Origin of the sequence: Pseudoalteromonas distincta (genome assembly GCF_005877035.1) — a bacterium.
Classification (GTDB): Bacteria; Pseudomonadota; Gammaproteobacteria; order Enterobacterales; family Alteromonadaceae; genus Pseudoalteromonas; species Pseudoalteromonas distincta.
This window is the reverse complement of the sequence record NZ_CP040558.1, coordinates 1,780,999-1,800,262: the sequence shown is the minus strand read 5'-3', so window position 1 is coordinate 1,800,262 and position 19,264 is coordinate 1,780,999. Positions and strand designations below refer to the sequence as shown.

At 39.4% G+C, this 19,264-nt stretch carries 16 protein-coding genes; 11 read left to right on the top strand and 5 right to left on the bottom strand.

What is annotated here, in order from left to right:
- Positions 1-4: 4 nt before the first annotated feature.
- Both nirD and nirB read right to left on the bottom strand, forming a co-directional pair.
- Complete coding sequence (gene nirD, locus FFU37_RS08015) at positions 5-358, bottom strand: nitrite reductase small subunit NirD (RefSeq protein ID WP_002959861.1); 354 nt, start codon at positions 356-358, stop codon at positions 5-7.
- Complete coding sequence (gene nirB / locus FFU37_RS08010) at positions 345-2,918, bottom strand: nitrite reductase large subunit NirB (RefSeq protein ID WP_138489204.1); 2,574 nt, start codon at positions 2,916-2,918, stop codon at positions 345-347. The genes nirD and nirB overlap by 14 nt, the downstream gene beginning before the upstream one ends.
- A 394-nt stretch (positions 2,919-3,312) precedes the next feature.
- On the opposite strand from nirB, the gene FFU37_RS08005 reads away from it, so the two are divergent.
- Complete coding sequence (locus tag FFU37_RS08005) at positions 3,313-3,552, top strand: hypothetical protein (protein WP_039489499.1); 240 nt, start codon at positions 3,313-3,315, stop codon at positions 3,550-3,552.
- Between the two features lie 38 nt (positions 3,553-3,590).
- Here FFU37_RS08005 and FFU37_RS08000 read toward each other — a convergent pair whose 3' ends face one another.
- Positions 3,591-4,442 carry a universal stress protein gene (locus FFU37_RS08000; RefSeq protein WP_138489203.1) on the bottom strand — a complete coding sequence of 284 codons (852 nt, stop codon included), beginning with the start codon at positions 4,440-4,442 and terminating at the stop codon, positions 3,591-3,593.
- Positions 4,443-4,452: 10 nt separating this feature from the next.
- Positions 4,453-5,943 carry a SulP family inorganic anion transporter gene (locus FFU37_RS07995; protein ID WP_138489202.1) on the bottom strand — a complete coding sequence of 497 codons (1,491 nt, stop codon included), beginning with the start codon at positions 5,941-5,943 and terminating at the stop codon, positions 4,453-4,455.
- Positions 5,944-6,539: 596 nt separating this feature from the next.
- Between FFU37_RS07995 and FFU37_RS07990 the strand changes: the two genes are divergently transcribed.
- From FFU37_RS07990 to FFU37_RS07970, 5 genes are read left to right on the top strand one after another with little or no spacing between them, the layout of a single operon-like run.
- Positions 6,540-6,938 (top strand): type IV pilin protein, encoded by a 399-nt coding sequence (locus FFU37_RS07990; RefSeq protein WP_138489201.1) that lies wholly within the window; start codon positions 6,540-6,542, stop codon positions 6,936-6,938.
- The gene (locus tag FFU37_RS07985; protein WP_138489200.1) at positions 6,929-7,381 is read left to right on the top strand and encodes a GspH/FimT family pseudopilin; all 453 of its coding nucleotides are present in this window, start codon (positions 6,929-6,931) and stop codon (positions 7,379-7,381) included. The genes FFU37_RS07990 and FFU37_RS07985 overlap by 10 nt, the downstream gene beginning before the upstream one ends.
- A complete protein-coding gene (locus FFU37_RS07980; protein WP_138489199.1) occupies positions 7,375-7,785 on the top strand; it encodes a type IV pilus modification PilV family protein in 411 nt (136 codons plus the stop codon). Before FFU37_RS07985 ends, FFU37_RS07980 begins: the two co-directional genes overlap by 7 nt.
- Complete coding sequence (locus tag FFU37_RS07975; protein ID WP_138489198.1) at positions 7,782-8,294, top strand: PilW family protein; 513 nt, start codon at positions 7,782-7,784, stop codon at positions 8,292-8,294. Before FFU37_RS07980 ends, FFU37_RS07975 begins: the two co-directional genes overlap by 4 nt.
- Entirely contained in the window at positions 8,295-10,214 is a 1,920-nt protein-coding gene (locus tag FFU37_RS07970; RefSeq protein WP_138489197.1) for a DUF7305 domain-containing protein, read from the top strand. It abuts the gene before it with no gap.
- Between the two features lie 94 nt (positions 10,215-10,308).
- On the opposite strand, the gene FFU37_RS07965 is transcribed toward FFU37_RS07970, so the two are convergent.
- Positions 10,309-11,037 carry an NUDIX hydrolase gene (locus tag FFU37_RS07965; protein ID WP_101162754.1) on the bottom strand — a complete coding sequence of 243 codons (729 nt, stop codon included), beginning with the start codon at positions 11,035-11,037 and terminating at the stop codon, positions 10,309-10,311.
- Between the two features lie 364 nt (positions 11,038-11,401).
- Here FFU37_RS07965 and FFU37_RS07960 point away from each other — a divergent pair, with 364 nt between their 5' ends.
- From FFU37_RS07960 to FFU37_RS07940, 5 genes are all read left to right on the top strand, one after another.
- Positions 11,402-12,757 (top strand): MFS transporter, encoded by a 1,356-nt coding sequence (locus FFU37_RS07960; protein WP_138489196.1) that lies wholly within the window; start codon positions 11,402-11,404, stop codon positions 12,755-12,757.
- Between the two features lie 62 nt (positions 12,758-12,819).
- Positions 12,820-13,887 (top strand): glycoside hydrolase family 43 protein, encoded by a 1,068-nt coding sequence (locus FFU37_RS07955; protein ID WP_138489195.1) that lies wholly within the window; start codon positions 12,820-12,822, stop codon positions 13,885-13,887.
- 386 nt (positions 13,888-14,273) lie between these two features.
- Positions 14,274-17,303 (top strand): TonB-dependent receptor, encoded by a 3,030-nt coding sequence (locus tag FFU37_RS07950; RefSeq protein WP_138490015.1) that lies wholly within the window; start codon positions 14,274-14,276, stop codon positions 17,301-17,303.
- Between the two features lie 178 nt (positions 17,304-17,481).
- Positions 17,482-18,225, top strand: coding sequence for a SapC family protein (locus tag FFU37_RS07945; protein ID WP_138489194.1), 744 nt, complete (start codon positions 17,482-17,484; stop codon positions 18,223-18,225).
- Positions 18,226-18,235: 10 nt separating this feature from the next.
- Complete coding sequence (locus tag FFU37_RS07940) at positions 18,236-19,246, top strand: cupin-like domain-containing protein (RefSeq protein ID WP_138489193.1); 1,011 nt, start codon at positions 18,236-18,238, stop codon at positions 19,244-19,246.
- The last annotated feature ends 18 nt before the right edge of the window (positions 19,247-19,264 follow it).

The window sequence follows — 19,264 nt, the reverse complement described above, 5'->3', positions numbered from 1 at the left end:
TCCCCTAAGCCACAGCTGTTGTAACTTTTGGTTCAGAGCTTATAAATACACTGCCGTCTTCAATTTTTGCATTAAAAACCGGTAAGTGTATTGCTTCTGCTTCTAAACATTCGCCTGTTTCTAGGCAAAAGTGTTGCTTATATAAAGGCGATGCGACAACTAATTTATTGTCGATTGAGCCAATAATGCCACGCGATAATACATTGGCTTTGCCAATAGGGTCGTAGTTGCTAATGGCAAACACAGCCGTTGGATTTTGTGGAATGTAAAAAATAGCCACTTGCTGATTATTAACTAATGCGCATACGCCGCTATTAGCCACTAGGTTATCGATTGTTCCAATATTATGCCAAGACATCAGCTTGCTCCTCTTCAACTTCCATTACTGGAATACGGTTTTGTGTATTACGTTGCTCACGCTTTTCGGCTTCTGTAGCAGGGCGAATTTGGTTACGCTCTTGCACAAATAAAATGTTGTCGTCGGTTTCGGGGCTATTAACAAACTGGCGGAATCGTTTGGCTGCATCAGGGCTTTCAATCGCTTTTTTCCACTCACACGCATAGGTTTGTGTAATTAATTCCATTTGCGCTTCTAGCTCGTCGCAAATGCCTAAGCTGTCGTCAATTACGACACTTTTAAGGTAGTCTAAACCGCCTTCAAGGTTTTCCATCCATACCGACGTACGCTGTAATTTGTCAGCCGTTTTAATGTAAAACATAATTACGCGGTCAATGTATTTAATTAGTGTTGGCGTGTCTAAATCGGTCGCAAATAAATCAGCATGGCGAGGGCGCATACCGCCATTACCACACACGTATAAGTTCCAGCCGTTTTCGGTGGCTATAATGCCAATATCTTTACTTTGTGCTTCGGCGCATTCGCGGGTACAACCCGATACCGCCATTTTAAATTTATGCGGTGCGCGTAACCCTTTGTAGCGGTTTTCTATTTCTATTGCGTGTCCAACGCTGTCTTGCACACCATAACGACACCACGTACTACCCACACACGACTTAACAGTTCTAAGAGACTTACCATAAGCATGACCTGTCTCAAATCCGGCTTCTATAAGTCGCTCCCAAATAACAGGAAGCTCTTCTAAGCGTGCACCAAATAAATCAATACGCTGACCGCCAGTGACTTTGCAGTACAGGTTAAAGTCTTTTGCTACTTGTCCAATTACAATGAGTTTGTCGGGGGTTATTTCGCCACCAGCAATACGCGGTACTACAGAGTACGAACCATCTTTTTGCATGTTTGCTAGGTACGTATCGTTAGTGTCTTGCAAGCCAACATGAGCGGGTTCTAAAATAAAGTCGTTCCATGTTGAGGCTAAAATAGAGCCAATGGCAGGTTTACATATTTCACAGCCATGACCGCTGCCGTGTTTAGCTAGTAAGTCATCAAACGTTTTAATGCTTTCTACTTTTACCATATGCAGTAATTCTTGGCGTGAATACGCAAAGTGCTCACATACATGGTTGTTAACTTCAACACCACGGCTCGCTAATTCGTTATCAACAACTGATTTTAGTAACGCAGCACAACCGCCACAGCCGCTTGCTGCTTTAGTGCATGATTTTACCGAGGCTAAATCGCATGAGCCGCCATCAATTGCACCCACAATGTCGCCTTTACTCACATTGTGACACGAACAAATAGTGGCGGTGTCGGGTAGGGCACTGCCCGATAACGACGGCGCGCCGCCGCTGTCTGGTAAAATTAAACACTCAGGGTTTTCTGGTAAGTCCATGTCGTTAAGCATGTACTGCAGTAAAGTATCGTAGTCGCTGGTATCGCCAACTAGTACAGCGCCCAGTAATTTATCGCCTTTTTCACTTAGTATGATTTTTTTATAACAGCCGCGAATAGCGTCTTGATATATAAGCTCTTTACAGTCAGGCGTTTTTGCATGAGCGTCGCCAATTGAGCCTACTTCTACACCTAACAACTTAAGTTTAGTGCTCATGTCGGCACCTAAAAACTCAAGCTCGCCACCACTTAATTGACTCGCTGCAACGCGCGCCATGTTGTAACCCGGCGCTACTAAGCCAAATAGTTTTTTGTCCCACAGGGCGCACTCGCCAATGGCTAAAATATCAGGATCAGATGTTTGGCATTGGTTATTAATAATAATACCGCCGCGCTCACCGAGTTCTAAATCAGCAATTTTGCCAAGCTGATCATAAGGGCGAATACCGGCTGAGAACAAAATTAGGTCTGTTTCTAAAAATGACTCATCCGAAAAATTCAATCTAAAGCGACTCGTTTCGCCTTTTACTATTTCACTGGTTGCCTTTGATGTGTGTACCGTTACGCCAAGTTCTTCTATTTTATTTTTTAGAAGCGTACCGCCTTGCCCATCAAGTTGAACAGCCATAAGTTGTGGTGCAAATTCAACTACGTGGGTATCAAGTCCTAGTTGCTTAATCGCATTTGCGGCTTCAAGCCCTAACAAACCACCGCCAATAACTACACCACTTTTACTTACAGCGGCACTGGCTTTTATTTGTTCTAAATCTTCTAATGTGCGATACACCAAACAATGGGGTTGGTCGTTACCTTTTATAGGCGGCACAAATGGGAACGAACCTGTCGCGAGTACAAGTTTGTCATACGGGTATTGCTCACCCGTTAATGTGGTCACTATTTTTGCTGTTCTATCAATGCCTTCAACCCACTGGCTGGTATGCACATTAATATTGAGTTGTTTGTAGTTGTCGTGAGTGGTAAGTGCTAAATCGGCAGCGGTTTTGCCATCAAATACACTTGATAAATACACGCGATCGTATGCAAGATTTGCTTCTCCGCAAAGTACAGTAATGTCTGCGTTGGCATCGCTTTGGCGCATTTGCTCAACAAAGTGGTGTCCGACCATACCATTACCAATAATGAGTATTTTTTGCGAGGTTTGCATATGGCATTCCTTAAAGTGACGGTTTAAATACAAATAACAAAAAAGCCCGCCACAAATACGCATTATGCATAATTGTGTGCGGGCTTCTTTGCCGATGGTTGCTAATAGCTATAGTGCCAACAACCTAAATTTTTGCCGTAAGTAAAACGGGCTTGTTAATAGAGTGTCTGCAAAAACATAGCCAGTTTTTTAAGTTGTTGTTTAAATAGTATTTAATGTTTTTTTAGAGTGAATGAAAAACCCGTTTTGACATATGTTGGTGCGCGCCTGGCACTAAGAGGGTGCAAGTATTGTCATTGTTTTGTGCATTATCAGTCAATAAAACACCCATTATCATTGATTGTATATTGAGTTAAATTTAGCCCATAAAATACGTACACGAATTACTAGCAAAATGATAAACACAAACTCAATAGATGCTTCACCTTTTCACGAAGGCGAGCTGGCAATACAAGACAAGCTCGGTAAACGAGAAATAATGGCAACATTTGGCAAACGTGCCGTGCGCTCATTTATGCCAGAGCAGCATAGAAAGTTTGTGGCTCAAAAGGTTACGTCGTTTATTCAGTTTTTATTTGAAAAGTTTGAAGCTGGGCCAAAAACAAAAAGCCTAAAATCAGTTAAGAGATTTTAGGCTTTTGAGACTGGTTTAAACTTATTTAAAATAGCTACTTATTTTAAAATAACCACAGGCACATCGCTGTTTTCGAGCATTTTAATGGTGTTACTGCCCACAAAAAACTGCCTTAATTTAGAGTGCCCAAAAGCCCCCATAACAATCAAATCAATATTATTTTGTTCTTTGTATTGCATTAACGAGTCAAAAATATTGCCCTCTAAAAAGCTTGCAGACACTTCAAAGTCCATACTGATAAGCTTGTGCTGTGCATTAACAAATTTTTCTTCAAGGTCTTTTTCGTTATTTTTAATACTCACTAAATGACAATGCAAACCATGTAATAAGCCGCCATCAATCACTTGTTGTAGCGCTTTGTCGGCTGTTTCGCGGCCGTCGTACGCAATCATAAACGATTTAGGTTGTTTAAATGTTTCTGGAATAAGCAAAATAGGTTGTGTTGCATTGCGCACTAAGGTTTCTATATGTGAACCCAGCACCGCAAAGCTATTACTATGTCCCGCACCATTTTGGCCAATAACAATAAGGCGTGTGTCGTCTTTTAAGTCTATAACGGTATCGAGTAAATCACCGTGGCGCTTAATTAATTCAAAATTAGTAATACCTGCCGATTTAGCATGCTCACTTACTGAATTTAGTAATTCGTCAGCCATTTTTAAACTTACTTTGCAGCGTTGTTCGTCAAGCTTAGTCATTTCATCAAGAAGTGTTGACTGTGCACCAAGCCCAATACTACCAGAGTAGTCACCAACATTTGTTCGCTGCGTTTTTTCAATTGTATGCACAAAGCTAATTGGTTTATTTAGCTTTTTTGAAGCCCAAATAGCAGCATCGGTTACATTTTTAGTAATGGCTGAGCCATCTACATAGGTAATTATTTTAGTCATTGCATTCTCCTTAATGTCCGCCAAGTAGTTTTTCGACTTCTTCAGGGTTGTTATGCACACCAAATTTATCAATTACAGTTTCGGTTGCGCTATTCATACCAATAATATTAACAGTTGCGCCTTCACGCCTAAATTTAATGACCACCTTGTCGAGTGACGATACACCAGTTATATCCCAAAAATGTGCATGGGTTAAATCAATTACGACGTTAGAAACTGCATTTTTAAAATCGAACGATGCAATAAATTGCTCCGCTGAGGCAAAAAATACTTGGCCAACGACTTCATAGGTTATTTTATCGTTGCTTTCATCATGCTTGGTTTTAACCACCATAAAGCGACCAATTTTATTGGCAAAAAACAACGTAGCTAACAACACACCAACTAAAACGCCAATGGCTAGGTTATGCGTGGCAACAACCACAATAACGGTGGAAATCATCACTACGTTTGATGAAAGTGGGTTCTTTTTTAAATCCTTAACAGATGTCCACGAAAACGTACCAATCGATACCATAATCATTACCGCGACTAGGGCTGCCATAGGAATTAACTGCAGCCACTCATCTAAAAACACCACCATAATGATTAAAAATGAGCCTGCAATAAAGGTAGAAAGCCTGCCGCGACCACCCGATTTAACATTGATGATTGACTGTCCAATCATAGCGCAACCCGCCATACCGCCAAATAAACCTGCGCCAATATTAGCAATACCTTGGCCCTTACATTCTTTATTACGATCGCTCGTTGTATCGGTTAAGTCATCAACAATAGTGGCGGTCATCATTGATTCAAGTAAGCCCACAACAGCAAGACCAATTGAATACGGTAAAACAATTTGCAGTGTTTCGAGTGTTAGCGGTACATCGGGCCATAAGAATATAGGTAGAGTGTCTGGCAGTTCGCCCATGTCGCCAACGGTTCTTATATCAAGACCCAAAAATATTGAAACCAGTGTAATAACAACAATACACACTAAAGGAGAGGGAAGTATTTTGCCAATAGTTGGAATATATGGGAATAAGTAAATAATACCTAAGCCCGCTGCGGTCATCGCATAAACATGCCAAGTAACATTAGTCAGCTCAGGTAACTGCGCCATAAATATTAAAATCGCCAGCGCGTTTACAAACCCTGTTACAACAGAGCGCGATACAAAGCGCATTAATTCACCGAGCTTTAAAAAGCCTGCAAATATTTGTAGTACTCCGGTAAGTAAGGTAGCAACCAGTAAGTACTCCAGACCATGATCTTTAACCAGCGTTACCATTAACAGTGCCATTGCACCGGTGGCCGCCGATATCATGCCAGGACGTCCGCCTACAAAGGCAATAATAACCGCAATACAAAATGAGGCATATAAACCTACTTTTGGGTCAACACCGGCAATAATAGAAAAAGCAATCGCTTCAGGTATTAGGGCAAGCGCCACAACAATACCAGCAAGCACATCGCCACGAACATTAGAGAGCCAATCTCTTTTTACGTGATCAAACATGTAATAAACCTAATTAGTTAGTTTCCCAAAGTATAGGGGAATATTTTATTTAAATAACAGTGATTCTCGCGCAGGCGGCGATTAAGGTTGCACGTAACGTGCTGATGAAAAAGGGGAGTGGTTGCCTAGGGCGGCGTAAGTTTCAAGAAAAAAGCTCCTTTGAGTTTATTTGCTTATTAAGTAAAAATAGCATAATCAGAAGTTTGTTTCTAGAGACTAGTAGAATAGAGGGTTATATTTGCTTAGTAAAACATTTGTTACATTTTAGAAACATATAAAACAAGTAAAGTATTAACTTTTAGTTTTTCCTGTTAATTATATAAAAGCAACATGGTATCTTAACATTAAATTGTTAAGGTAATTATAATGCTACATTATTTTAAACTCTTGTTTATTGCACTATTTTAGTGCGCCGTAGCATTATTTTGATTTTATTCGGTGCGCTATTTTATTTAAATAAATGCTTCTAAATATTCTAACGTTATATTGTTGACAAGTTGTTACCGCTCGCTATTATACACCCCACAAAAATTCAAATTACTTTTTATTTCAAGTGAAAATAAAACATGTTTGATATAAATAATGGAATTAAATAAGTGAAAACGGAGCAGTTAAGGAAACCTTACGGTTTTACCCTTGTTGAATTAATGATAGTAATTGCAATTATAGGTATTTTATACTCAGTTGCACTTCCAAGTTATACGAGTTACATACAGAAGAGCCGAAGAGCTGATGTTCAACAGATTTTGCTACAGCAAACGGCTGTTCTCGAAAGACAATACACGCGCGTTGGTGGTTACCCAAATACATTTACTTTTCCTACCTCAGATTATTACTCCTTTAACTATACAACCGATGCAACTACAGGCGCTTCAAATGGGTCTGAATTTACAATACAAGTTACACCTAAAGGTGCTCAGAAAAGTGATGAGTGTGGCAAGTTGTCTGTAAATCAAAGTGGTACTAAGTCAGCAGATAAATCGCAATGTTGGTAAAAAAAAGCCTTGGTTTTACTTTACTCGAAGTTTTAATCACGATGACCATCATTGGTATTTTAACTGCTGTTGCGGCTCCTTCGTTTATTACTTTTATAAAGCGGGATAGATTAGTTACAAATTCGAATCAACTGCATAGTGTTTTTAAATTTGCGCGTAGTGAAGCCATTAAAAGAAATCAAAGTGTTTCTCTCAAAACGTCGAATAAACAATGGCTAGTAAAAACTGCTATTAATTCAACGCAAACCACGTTAAATATTTTTGAAACTACACATAGCAGCATTTCTGTAGATTTAAAGAATATTAATATTTCAAGTACGGGTGAATTAGGCCAAATGTATCAAATCTTGGTGAGTGATAATGACAGAACAACTGTCGACTTTACTTTATGTATTTTACAAAGTGGGCAAAGTTGGTTAGTTGAGGCCCCAGAGACATGCTAATAAATTACAGCAAAGGGTTTTCTCTTTTAGAAGTTATGGTTGCTTTAATTGTCGCGACGGTTGCATTGTTAGGGCTTGCTTCAGGCCAACTAAAATCATTGCAATATATTACAAACAGCTTTAATTATACGGTGTCAATAATTGAGGCAAATAATGTTTTAGAGCGTATTTGGCCTCATTTATGTGAGCTACAACAAACAGATCCAAGTTTGTACAACGATGCTGACTTTAGAAATTATTTGTCCCCACAAATTGATGCATATACACTCACTCTACCTGCTAACTTTTCAAATGATTTATCGGTTGAAGTAACTTGGCAAGATAAGCGTTTGACTGACAACTTAGAAAATCGCGTTGTAATTACAGGAAGCTTCCCAACACTACCTGATGGTTGCACGCCATGAAACATCTAATACATAAACATAAAGGCTTTACTTTAATAGAGCTTATGGTTGCACTTGCTGCAGGCATGTTTCTATTAGGCGGGGTGAGTCTGGCTTATTCTTCAATTAATAGCAGTACCAGCACAGCTAGAGATTTAGAAAATGCATTAGATGTAATCCGATTTAGCAGTAAAGTATTTACACGAAGTCTAAAACAAACCAACTCAGTCCCTACTTACACAAATAATATTCTAAGTGTTGAGCAAGAGGCGGGGGCAGCTGCTTGTACTGGCTTAACTATTAGTACGCAATTCATCGAAAAATATAGCCATGAAGATGACTCATTATTTTGTGATGTAGGGAATGGAAAAGTAAAAATATTAAAAGGTATTAATGCAATTAGCTACGTAATTGATAACAACGTAGTGAGTGTCCTTGTAGAGCCTACAAACTTACCAAGCCAATTCAATAACAGCTTAGTGATTGATATATCTTTGTCGCAAATGGTAATGAATAAGGCATTTCAATAAATGAAAAATACATCTGGTTTTACACTTGTTACTGTACTTATTTTAACATCTATGGCTTCAATTGTTGTACTTAGTACTCTTAGAGATAGTGTGATCCAGGAGCGCTTGAGTGGTAATTTTCAGAAAAAATTGAACGCAAGGCTGATGTCTGAGAAAGGGGTATTTTCAAGTATTGAAAAACTAGAAACAGCAATGCTTGCAGACCCGACTATAAATATTAACGATTTAATAGCCCATAATAGTGAAGTTTCTGGGACAAGTTCGCTTGAATCTAGTATATACAATGCAACCATTGAGATTGACAGTAATGGCGATATTTTAATTTCTAGCGAAGGTACTCGCTTTGAAGGTGAGAACCAAATGCAAGCTATATTCGAATATGTAGCTGGTGGGGGCGGAACGACCAGCAGTGCCTCAGTTTTTTCTAATGGAATTACAGGGTGTTCTGGTGTTGCAATTAGTGGAAGTGGCTTAATTGATAGCTATGATTCGTCTTTAGGGGATTATAACGACACACTAGCTGATGGTAACAAAAATACATCAGAAGAATCTTTTGTTAATACAGTTAACGACTCTGGTGATATTACGCTCAATGGTAGCGGTACAATTGAAGGTAATGTTCTATCCTCTAGTAATTTATCAATTATTCAAGGCGCTGATATTACAGGCAATATTCATAGTAATGGAAATTTAATACTCTCTGGTGGCGTGGTCGTTGGAGGGGATGCATCGGCATATCTAAGTTTCACACAAAGTAGTGGTACTGTTTCAGGTAGTATTTCAGCAAACCAATCTATATCAGTAAAGCAAACTCCAGTTGGTGGTGATATTAGTTCATCAGGTCCAATTTCTATTACAGGTAATGCAGTCCAAGGAACAATTCGTTCATATGATTTAGTCGCTCTTAATCAAACAACAATACGGCACGGCGTTTATACCTCCGGGAATTATGAGCAAACAGGGGGAAGTGTATACGGTGGAGTGCGTGTTCAAGGTAATGTGACGCTTAAACAGTGGGGCAGTACTATTGATAGTAAAGACCTTAGATACGCAGGTAATGGCTCTTTTAAGGGCGACACAAAAGAGTATGCTTTTTCACCTTATAAAGTATCAAGTCCAGACATATCAATACCAACTATTGAGCCAGTTGAAAAAATAACACCAGAAAGTGAAAATAATAGAGGGTTAACTGCGTGTGATCCACTTGATATTGCAACAGCAATTGATAGCGTGTCAGTTAATACGACAAGCCCTGACCTTTTTATAAATAACAATAGCAGAGCTGGTGACTTACTCGAGTTAGAAACTAACACGGCTAACTTTTTAGTAGACTTTGGAAGCACTCCAGATGGTACCATCACTGCTAAAGCTGCAACTTTCCTTGATTCAGCAGCTCAAATATTTTATTTTGATGATGTAACAATTAAAGGCCGAATGCAGGTAAAAAGTAATCATAATGCAGTTATGTTTGTAGATGGCGATTTTACAATGAATGGCGCAAGTTCGCTAACAATCCCTGATAACAGCAGCTTAACTATCATAATTAAAGGAAAGCTTAAGATAGGAAATGGGGCACAAGTTTACGCACCTGACAATGGGATTACAAATGAAGGCAGGCCCGTTTTTAGTATTTATAGTTCTTACAGTGGAAATGATACTGGAATAGAGTTTTCAGGTGGTACACGAGAGCTTTATGCTGTTATATACGCACCACTTTCACAAGTTAAAGTTACTTCAGCAGTTGGTTTTAAAGGGTCTATTTTAGGAGATACTGTTATTGTAAGCGGCGCCGGTGGTATTCACTTTGACACGGCGTTAAATGAAGCCAGTTTTGGTGGTTCTTCATCTGGTGGTAATGGATCTGCAAGCAAGTTAGTTTTCAAAGGATGGCGCTTTACCCCCGTTGAAAAAAAGCAATGAATAACAAAGCTATTAGGTCATTATTCAAAGCTCAATTCTATAAGGGAATCTATCAAGATTATTGAATTAATTGCTTTGACCAATATTTGCATACTTAAAACTCAAACGTAAAACCAAACTCTCTTAATTTTTCATATACGTTTATATCAAAACGGTACAAAGTAGCAGCTCTGTGAGCTACATTTGTTTGTTTTTCTTTACAGTTTATTAGTAAGTTCATTTTTTGGAACTTACGTCTAAAGTTAGGTTTATCGAGTGATTTATTCAAAATCGACTCGTAAATTCCTTGTAGCTCAAGCAAGGTAAACTTTTCAGGGAGCAGGCTAAAACCAATCGGCTCGTGCCTTACTTTATAGCGTAAGTAATCTAAGCCACTTTTTAAAATGTCGGCGTGGTCAAACATTAAGGGGGGAACGTTATTTACATCAAACCATTCACATTCTAAAGCATTGTCGCCGCTCACAAGATTGGTTTCTTCAAAGCGTACGAGCGAATAGTAAACAATGGTTATAATACGTCTAGCAGGGTAGCGGTCAACGTTACCAAACGCACCTAACTGATCTAAATAAAGGTTTTCAACACCGGTCGTACTTTTAACAACACGTAAAGCTGCAAGGTCTAAGTTTTCATCTTTACGAACCCAATGACCAATTAAACCCCATTGGCTTGTTGCAAGGCCTCGATTATATTTAACCAACAACACCTTTAACTTACCTTCATGAATAGCAAATACAATATTATCTACGGTTAGATTACTAATGCAGTCATCAGGAATCGATTCTTCGTCGATGTTGTTAGAAATGTTTGATGTTTTATAGTGCATAAATTACTCAGCCAAAGCTATACGTAGATATTGTTATAAAGACTATTAAGGGTATATAAAAGGTGGGTAAAGCGCAAATAAAAAGCGTTTATAAATCCTATTTAAAACAATCACATCTATTTAATTAATCACTTTATACACTGTACCTGTTTTTACGCGTTAACGCCGATATTCGGCTTTGGTTTGGTATTGGTTTTTTATTGAACGAATAATACCTTTGTATGTTAGTAAATTTAGCGCTTAATTAGCGCCATGTATTAAATAAATTACTGGTTGATTAAAAATGTAACATAAATGTTTACATGCGCTAAAAATGCATATAGTATTTTTGACTATATCGATTTGCATTGAAAATTGAGCACACATGAACAACACAAAACACACACTCACAATTAAAGAAAAAATAGGGTACGGCCTTGGTGATACAGCCAGTAATATTGTATTTCAAATGGTCGCTAACTTTATGTTGATATTTTATACCGATGTTTACGGTTTATCTGCAGCCGCTGCGGGTACCTTATTATTAGCGGTTCGTTTATTTGATGGTATTACCGACCCTATAATGGGCAGCATTGCCGATAGAACGCGCAGCCGTTGGGGCTCTTACCGCCCATATATATTATTTTTAGCCGTGCCTTACGGTGTGTTTGCTTGTTTAGCATTTATAACCCCAGATTTTGATTCTACGGGCAAGCTTATATATGCCTACTTTACTTACGGGCTATTAATGACGTGTTATACCGCCATTAATATACCGTACGGCGCACTTGGCGCAGTAATGACAAACGACCCTAAAGAGCGAGCATCGCTTCAGTCATATCGATTTGCATTGGCAATGGCTGCACTGCTTGTAATTGTATGGGCACTGCCTAAGCTAGTTGCTTTTTTTGGCGACGGCGACGATGTAGTAGGTTACCCGCTAGCCATGGTGTTTTTAGGCGGACTTGCTGCGGCTTGTTTTTTACTATGTTTTAAAATGACTAAAGAAACAAAACAAGTTAAACCCGCGCAAACTAAAAAGAATGCCTTCCTTGAATTTTTAAGCTTATTTAAAAACGATCAATGGGTTGTAATAGCCGTTATAAGCCTAGCAACATTAATCTTAATTGGCGTTAGAGCCTCTGTAGCGCCGCATTATATTAAGTACTACGTAGGAGAAGCCTCACTTACTTCTAACTTTTTAACACTATCAGCAATTGGCTCAGTACTAGGCGCTGTGTCTACTAACTTTTTAACCAAATTTATTGAAAAGAAAACACTTTTTATCGCCGCGTTAGTTGTCGTAATTATTTCTCACAGCATGTTCTACGTACTTGAGAGCGACGCCATAGTTACCATTTTTATCGTCTACTTTATTGCTAACTTTGCCCACATGATAATTACCCCAATTATGTTTTCAATGGTGGCAGATACGGTTGACTACGGCACCTTAAAAATTGGTCGCAGATTAACCGCTGTTACGTTTTCGGGCCATTTATTAGCAATAAAACTAGGCTTTGCAATCGGCGGTGCGATTGCTGGTTGGATATTATCTGGCTATGCATACGTGCCTAATCAAGAACAGTCAGAACACACGTTATCAGGCATTTTACTCGCCTTTGCCGGCATTCCAGTAATTTGTACCGTGGCATGTTTAATTTTTATAACACGTTACAAACTTACCGAGCCTGAAGTAAAGCGCATTCAAACGCAGCTGGCTGATAACAAAACCATAAACTAATTTAGCAGTCCATTTTGCACCTTTTAAAAGTGCAAAGTGGGCAGGCAATACTAGGAGTAAAAATGCAAAATACAGCGCAAGCAGCACCCCCATCTAATGGATTAAGTGACGCTGAACTTAAACAGTTAAAAGACTTACAACGAGCCAACTCGTTAATACAAAATCATAATGTGTTAGTTGATCACATGTATACCGCCGATCCGTCTGCGCATGTGTTTAACGGCAAAGTGTATATTTATCCTTCGCACGACATTGAATCAAAAAATGAAATTAATGATAACGGCGACCACTTTGCAATGCGCGACTACCATGTGTTTTCGCTTGACGAAAGCTCAGGCAAAGCCATAGACCATGGCGTAGCACTTTGTGTAGACGACGTAAAATGGGCAAGCAAGCAAATGTGGGCACCCGATGCAGCGCATAAGCTTGGTCAGTATTACCTTTATTTTCCGGCGCGTGATCAGCAAGGTATTTTTAGAATTGGCGTTGCAAAAAGTGATAGCCCAACAGGTCCATTTAAAGCCGAAGACGATTACATTCAAGGGACATTTAGTATTGACCCTGCTGTATTTGAAGATGACGACTCAAGCCATTATTTGTATTTTGGTGGCTTGTGGGGCGGCCAATTACAAAATTGGCAAACTAGCGAATTTAATGAACAAAGCACGTATCCCAAAAATGGTGAACCTGCAATTCCTGCGCGCGTTGCAAAATTATCGCAAGATATGATCAGCCTAAGCGAAGACGTAAAAGAGGTTGTTGTACTAGATGAAAGCGGCTCGCCAATTACAGTATGCGATAACAACCGCCGCTTTTTTGAAGGCCCTTGGGTACACAAACACAACGGTGTTTATTACTTTTCGTACTCAACGGGCGATACTCACAAAATTGTATACGCCACGGGCGATAACCCATATGGACCATTTACCTATCAGGGCGTTATTTTAAACCCTGTACTTGGTTGGACCACGCATCACTCAATTGTTAAGCACAATGGCGACTGGTTTTTATTTTATCACGACAGTACGTTATCGGGCGGGCAAACCCATTTACGCAGTATGAAAATGGCTAAGCTCGAACACGACTCAAACGGAAAAATTCAAACAATAAGCCCATATGAACACGCTTAACAAAAATAGTTTTAAACAATGCAAATTATCTGCGTAAGCAAAGCTTAAGCTTTTATTTGCACAAAAAAGATATAGTCAATGTGACCATTAATTTATTTTGTTAATGGTCTAAATAAGAGGAAGCTGAGGACATATGACAAAATGAAAATATTTTAAAGCAAAAATTAGCACAAAGAATTAGCATAAACGTGCTGTTATTTAATGGTTTTTAGTTAAGTAGCACATGTTTAAAACTGGTTGTGGTCTTTGTAAAACGTTTAAAACATACACACACAATAATTATTTATTGACCGTAAAATGAAACAAATAGTTTACAATTATGTTTCGAGTAATTCTTAAAGTCTTGCAGTACGTCAATAATAATTAAATAAGAAAAAGGCATCATGATGTTTAAGAAAAAGATAATTTCAACAGCCATACTCGCTGCAATGGGTACCGTTACGCTTCCTCACCAAAGCTACGCTGCCGAAACCGTTGTCGACGAAGATGTAGAAATAATACAAGTAACAGGCATTAGAGGTTCATTGCAGCGCTCTATGGATGTTAAACGCGACTCTTCTGGTATTGTCGATGCTATTTCGGCTGAGGATATGGGGAAATTTCCTGATACTAATCTTGCTGAATCGCTGCAACGTATTACCGGCGTATCAATTGATAGAGCGGGCGGTGAAGGTAGCCGCGTAACAGTACGTGGATTTGGACCTGCTAATAACTTAATTACTATTAATGGCCGCCAACTTCCAAATACAACAGGTGACCGTACATTTGATTTTGCTAATGTGGCATCTGAAAGCGTATCGGGCGTGCAAGTTTATAAAACATCAGACGCAAGTGTTACCTCAGGTGGCATTGGCGCAACTATAAACTTGACAACAAACAGGCCTTTAAATAGCCCAGGTATAAAAGCATCGTTTGGCGTAAAAGCTGTAGACGATCAATCAACCGATGAGGGTAGTATTACACCAGAGGTAAGTGGTTTATATTCGCAAACATTTGGTGACGATAAATTTGGTATATCTATTTCAGGTAGCTACCAAGACCGTGAAAGCGGTATGCAACAGTTTATTCAAGATCAAGGCTACAGAGCATCTGATTACACAAATACAGGGTGGGGCGGTGTACCTGCAGGCGCAGAGGGCGGAGCAAACAGACCTACATCAGGTATTTATTCAAACCCGCAACAACCACGTTATGTGTTTGAAGAACGCCAACGTGAACGTGTAAATGGCCAGCTAGTTTTTCAATATCAACCTGTTGAAAACATTACAGCAACCCTTGACTACACTACGTTTAGAACAACCGTTGAAGAGCAGCACACTGATGCGTCAGTTTGGTTTAACTACGCAGGCGATAGAAGTGAATCTGTTTGGGCGGGCGAGCCTAACGCGTATCCACTTATTTACTCAGAAATTTATGACATTCAAAGTGATGCTGATTATCGCGATACGTCGCTTACGGTAGGTTCTTGGGGTCGCGAAGAAAAAACAGATTCACTAGGCTTTAATCTAGAATGGGCAGTGTCTGATCAGCTTAACCTAGAGTTTGATCACCACAGTTCAAAAGCATCAATGAAAGCAACTGATCCACGCCATGGTACACGTAACAATATTCAGTTACCGTCGTACACACGTTCGCGCTCAGGGCTTGATTTAACTGGCGACTTACCAGGTATTGCAATTGGTAACATTGAAAACTTTAACCCAAGTACTATGCGTTTATCGGGTAGCTGGTTTGCAAACGATAAATACGATTCAGAAATCGATCAAACGCAAATTTCGGGCGACTACTACATTGACGACAACCTAAGCATTGACTTTGGTGTTGCGGTTAATAAAGTAAATAACCATTACCGTCATACGCAAGTACAGCGCCCAGATTGGGGTGGTGTTGGTGTTGAGGGTGACTTTGCTGATATTGATTGGCGCCAAGATACTATTTTAGATAAGTTTCAAGCTAAAGCGGGTAACTTTGAAGGCACTGCATCACAAGGCGGATACGATTTATTTAATACAATCTTTTTTGCCGACTTTGATGCGATTGTAAATGCAGCAGAGTACGCAGATCCTATTGCTAACGTAGATAACCTTTATGGTGATTGTAAAGCAGCCGACGGCGCAGCAGCAGGGCCAAACGGCGAAGGACAATTTTGTGCCTCAACTGACTGGGATGCAGCAACAAACCGCTTTACGGAAGAAAAAACGCAGTCTGCTTTTGCTCAAGTAAATTACAAAGGCGAATTGAGTGGCATGTTTTTCGACCTGCAAATTGGCTTACGCTACGAAAAAACAGACGTATTTTCTAAAGCAACAGCACCCGGTTACAGCCGCGTAGAGTGGAACGAAGATACAGCTACATCAGTAACCGGTGTTACCGGCATTGAAACGCTAAGCCAGTCGGCAGATTACAGCCAGTTCCTGCCAAATATTAACTTTAATATTGAAGTTGTTGAAGATGTAATGATTCGCGCAGCAGCGAGCAAAACTATTTCAAGAGCGGGTTATGGCCAACTACAAGGCGGTACAACGATTAATACCGGTGGTAGCTTAAGTGGTTATTCGGGTGGCTCTGGTAACCCAGGACTTAAACCGCTTGAATCAATTAACTACGACTTATCAAGTGAATGGTATTACGGCGAAGGTAGCTATATTTCGTTTGGTTACTTTAAAAAAGACGTAACAAATTGGATCACTACAGGTACTATCGACTCAAATATATTTAACTTAGCTGATCCATTAAATGGTGAAAAGTTTAGAGCTGCTACAGCGGCACTTGGCGCTAATGCATCTAACGAAGATATCAGAACCTATATATTTGAAAACTTTGCTGATGATCCAAATGTACAACCTAAATTTGATGAAGATGGCGAGTTAGACGGCGGCACAATTGTTGGTGACCCAGACTCAGATGATCCAATTAACTTTAGGATAAACGTGCCTGTAAATGGCGACCAAGAATACACCATTGATGGTTTTGAATTTAATATTCAGCACTTATTTGGTGAGTCAGGCTTTGGTGGTATTTTTAACTACACCATGGTTGACTCAGGCCTTGAATACGACAACGACTCATTAGAGGATACAGAAGCGCTAGTAGGGTTAAGTGATACTGCAAACGTGGTGTTCTTTTACGATAAAGAAGGCTTACAAGCACGTATTGCGTATAACTGGCGCGACTCGTTTTTAAATGAGCGTCGTGTAAATGGCGATTTAACCGCACCAATTTACACTGATGAGTATTACCAAATAGACTTTAACGTAAGTTACGAAGTACCCGCAGTAGAGGGACTTACCGTATTTATTGAAGGTATAAACATTACTGACGAGTACGTAACATCGTACGGGCGTAAGCAACAGTTGATTTATAACATCACTCAAACAGGCTCTCGTTACGGTTTAGGTGTTCGTTATAATTTTTAATAAATCACCCTTGTAGCAACCTTAAAAAAGCCGCATTTTGCGGCTTTTTTATTTGCCTAAATTAACCTAGTAATAATAATACCCAGCTGTTATAGTCAATATGAATTTAACTTATTTGTTACATTTTTATTTGTAGTAGTAGGTAAAGGCACACAACAACAATTGGAGCACACAATCCATGGCCAATCATGCATTATTAAATAATCTTGAACATCAGCATTTAAAAATAAACCCTGCACGCAGCACACACCTAGGTGACGGGGTTTGGTATAGCGAAACATTTGTGAGCGAATTTAGAGTCGCTCAAGCACATTACCCAATATTTTTTACCAAAGACGATACAACAAATACATTTTCGCCGGTGTGTTTGTACGGCATAAATAAAGACGAAAACTTATTTTTAGTAAACCAGCAATGGCAAGCACACTATATTCCACTAAGTATGCAGCGATTGCCTTTTGCTATCGCGACTCAAAATACAATGCAAAACGGTGTGGCAACGCAAGAGCGCATGCTTAGCATTGATTTAGACTCGCCAAAAGTGTCAACAAAGCAGGGTATTAACTTATTTTTAGAACACGGCGGGAATAGCGATTACCTCGAAAACATAATAAATGTGCTCGACAACTTGCATCATGGTTTACAAGAAAATCAGCCATTTATTAAAACTTTGATTAAACATGGTTTGCTTGAATCAGTATCGCTAGAGCTTGATTTAGTAAACGGGCTTAAACATAACTTACTTGGTTTTTATACCATCAACGAAGACTCACTTAACCAGCTAAGTAGCGATGCAATTGCAGAGCTGCATTCACAAGGGTATTTAGCGTGTATATACATGATCATTGCATCGCAAGTACATGTGCGTGATTTAGTGGCGCTTAAAAACGAGCAACTTAAGCTACAAAAGCACGCGGTATAAGTGCTTAACAATGGAAAATTTATCAAATAATATTCAAACGCTAAGTGGCTTAACTCCCAGCACGTTACCCAAGGAGCTTTTAAACTCACCTGTGCCTATTGTACTAAAAGGGTTTGTGAGCGATTGGCCTCTAGTTATTGCCGCTAAAAAATCTGATGCAACTGCAATTGATTATTTAACGCCGTTTTACGAAGGTTTTTTAGTTAACAATTGCACAATACCTGCCAGCCAAAATGGGGTTGTTGGGTATAACAGCGATATGAGCGGTTTTAACTTTACTAATCAGCAAGCGGAATTTATCAATACGCTTGAGCAAATAACGCAAACTGCTAATAACCCACAAGCAGACACCTTATACATTGGCTCTACTAGCATTGCACAGTGCTTACCTGGTTTGGTTAAACACTGCCACGTTAACGCATTAAGCGAAGGCTGTTTATTTAATGTATGGGCAGGCGGAAAGGTTACCGTACCAGCACATTACGACGTAGCGCAAAATTTAGCATGTTGCGTTGCAGGTAAAAGGCGTTTTACTTTATTTGCCCCCGATCAAATAGATAATTTATATATAGGCCCGCTTGATAAAGCACCCGGTGGCCAGCCAATAAGTTTAACCACTACTACAGCGCCTAATTTCACAAAATACCCTAAATTTAAACAAGCTATAAAAGCAGCAATAACTGTTGATTTGGAAGCGGGCGATGCCCTTATATTACCCAGCATGTGGTGGCACCAAGTAGAGGGGCTTGGCAGTTTAAATATACTGTTTAATTATTGGTTTAAAAATACGCCAGCGGTGTATGGGCAGCCTACTAATGCGTTGCACCTTGCTATTTTAAACATACGTAATTTACCAAAGCATGAGCGCGCAGCATGGCAACGTTTGTTTAATTACTATGTATTTGCTGATAACGAATTTACCCACATACCAGAGCCCGCACAGGCTATTTTAACAAAGCCAATGAATGAGCTAACAGCGCGTAAGTTAAGAGCCGAATTACAAAATAAATTAAGACGCTAGGCGACTTGTAAGGTTTGA

Excerpts from the sequence above, each read along its gene's own strand:
- nirD (WP_002959861.1), bottom strand. The coding sequence starts at position 358 with ATGTCTTGGCATAATATTGGAACAATCGATAACCTAGTGGCTAATAGC.
- nirB (WP_138489204.1), bottom strand. The coding sequence starts at position 2,918 with ATGCAAACCTCGCAAAAAATACTCATTATTGGTAATGGTATGGTCGGA.
- FFU37_RS08005 (WP_039489499.1), top strand. The coding sequence starts at position 3,313 with ATGATAAACACAAACTCAATAGATGCTTCACCTTTTCACGAAGGCGAG.
- FFU37_RS08000 (WP_138489203.1), bottom strand. The coding sequence starts at position 4,442 with ATGACTAAAATAATTACCTATGTAGATGGCTCAGCCATTACTAAAAAT.
- FFU37_RS07995 (WP_138489202.1), bottom strand. The coding sequence starts at position 5,943 with ATGTTTGATCACGTAAAAAGAGATTGGCTCTCTAATGTTCGTGGCGAT.
- FFU37_RS07985 (WP_138489200.1), top strand. The coding sequence starts at position 6,929 with ATGTTGGTAAAAAAAAGCCTTGGTTTTACTTTACTCGAAGTTTTAATC.
- FFU37_RS07980 (WP_138489199.1), top strand. The coding sequence starts at position 7,375 with ATGCTAATAAATTACAGCAAAGGGTTTTCTCTTTTAGAAGTTATGGTT.
- FFU37_RS07975 (WP_138489198.1), top strand. The coding sequence starts at position 7,782 with ATGAAACATCTAATACATAAACATAAAGGCTTTACTTTAATAGAGCTT.
- FFU37_RS07970 (WP_138489197.1), top strand. The coding sequence starts at position 8,295 with ATGAAAAATACATCTGGTTTTACACTTGTTACTGTACTTATTTTAACA.
- FFU37_RS07965 (WP_101162754.1), bottom strand. The coding sequence starts at position 11,037 with ATGCACTATAAAACATCAAACATTTCTAACAACATCGACGAAGAATCG.
- FFU37_RS07960 (WP_138489196.1), top strand. The coding sequence starts at position 11,402 with ATGAACAACACAAAACACACACTCACAATTAAAGAAAAAATAGGGTAC.
- FFU37_RS07955 (WP_138489195.1), top strand. The coding sequence starts at position 12,820 with ATGCAAAATACAGCGCAAGCAGCACCCCCATCTAATGGATTAAGTGAC.
- FFU37_RS07950 (WP_138490015.1), top strand. The coding sequence starts at position 14,274 with ATGTTTAAGAAAAAGATAATTTCAACAGCCATACTCGCTGCAATGGGT.
- FFU37_RS07945 (WP_138489194.1), top strand. The coding sequence starts at position 17,482 with ATGGCCAATCATGCATTATTAAATAATCTTGAACATCAGCATTTAAAA.
- FFU37_RS07940 (WP_138489193.1), top strand. The coding sequence starts at position 18,236 with ATGGAAAATTTATCAAATAATATTCAAACGCTAAGTGGCTTAACTCCC.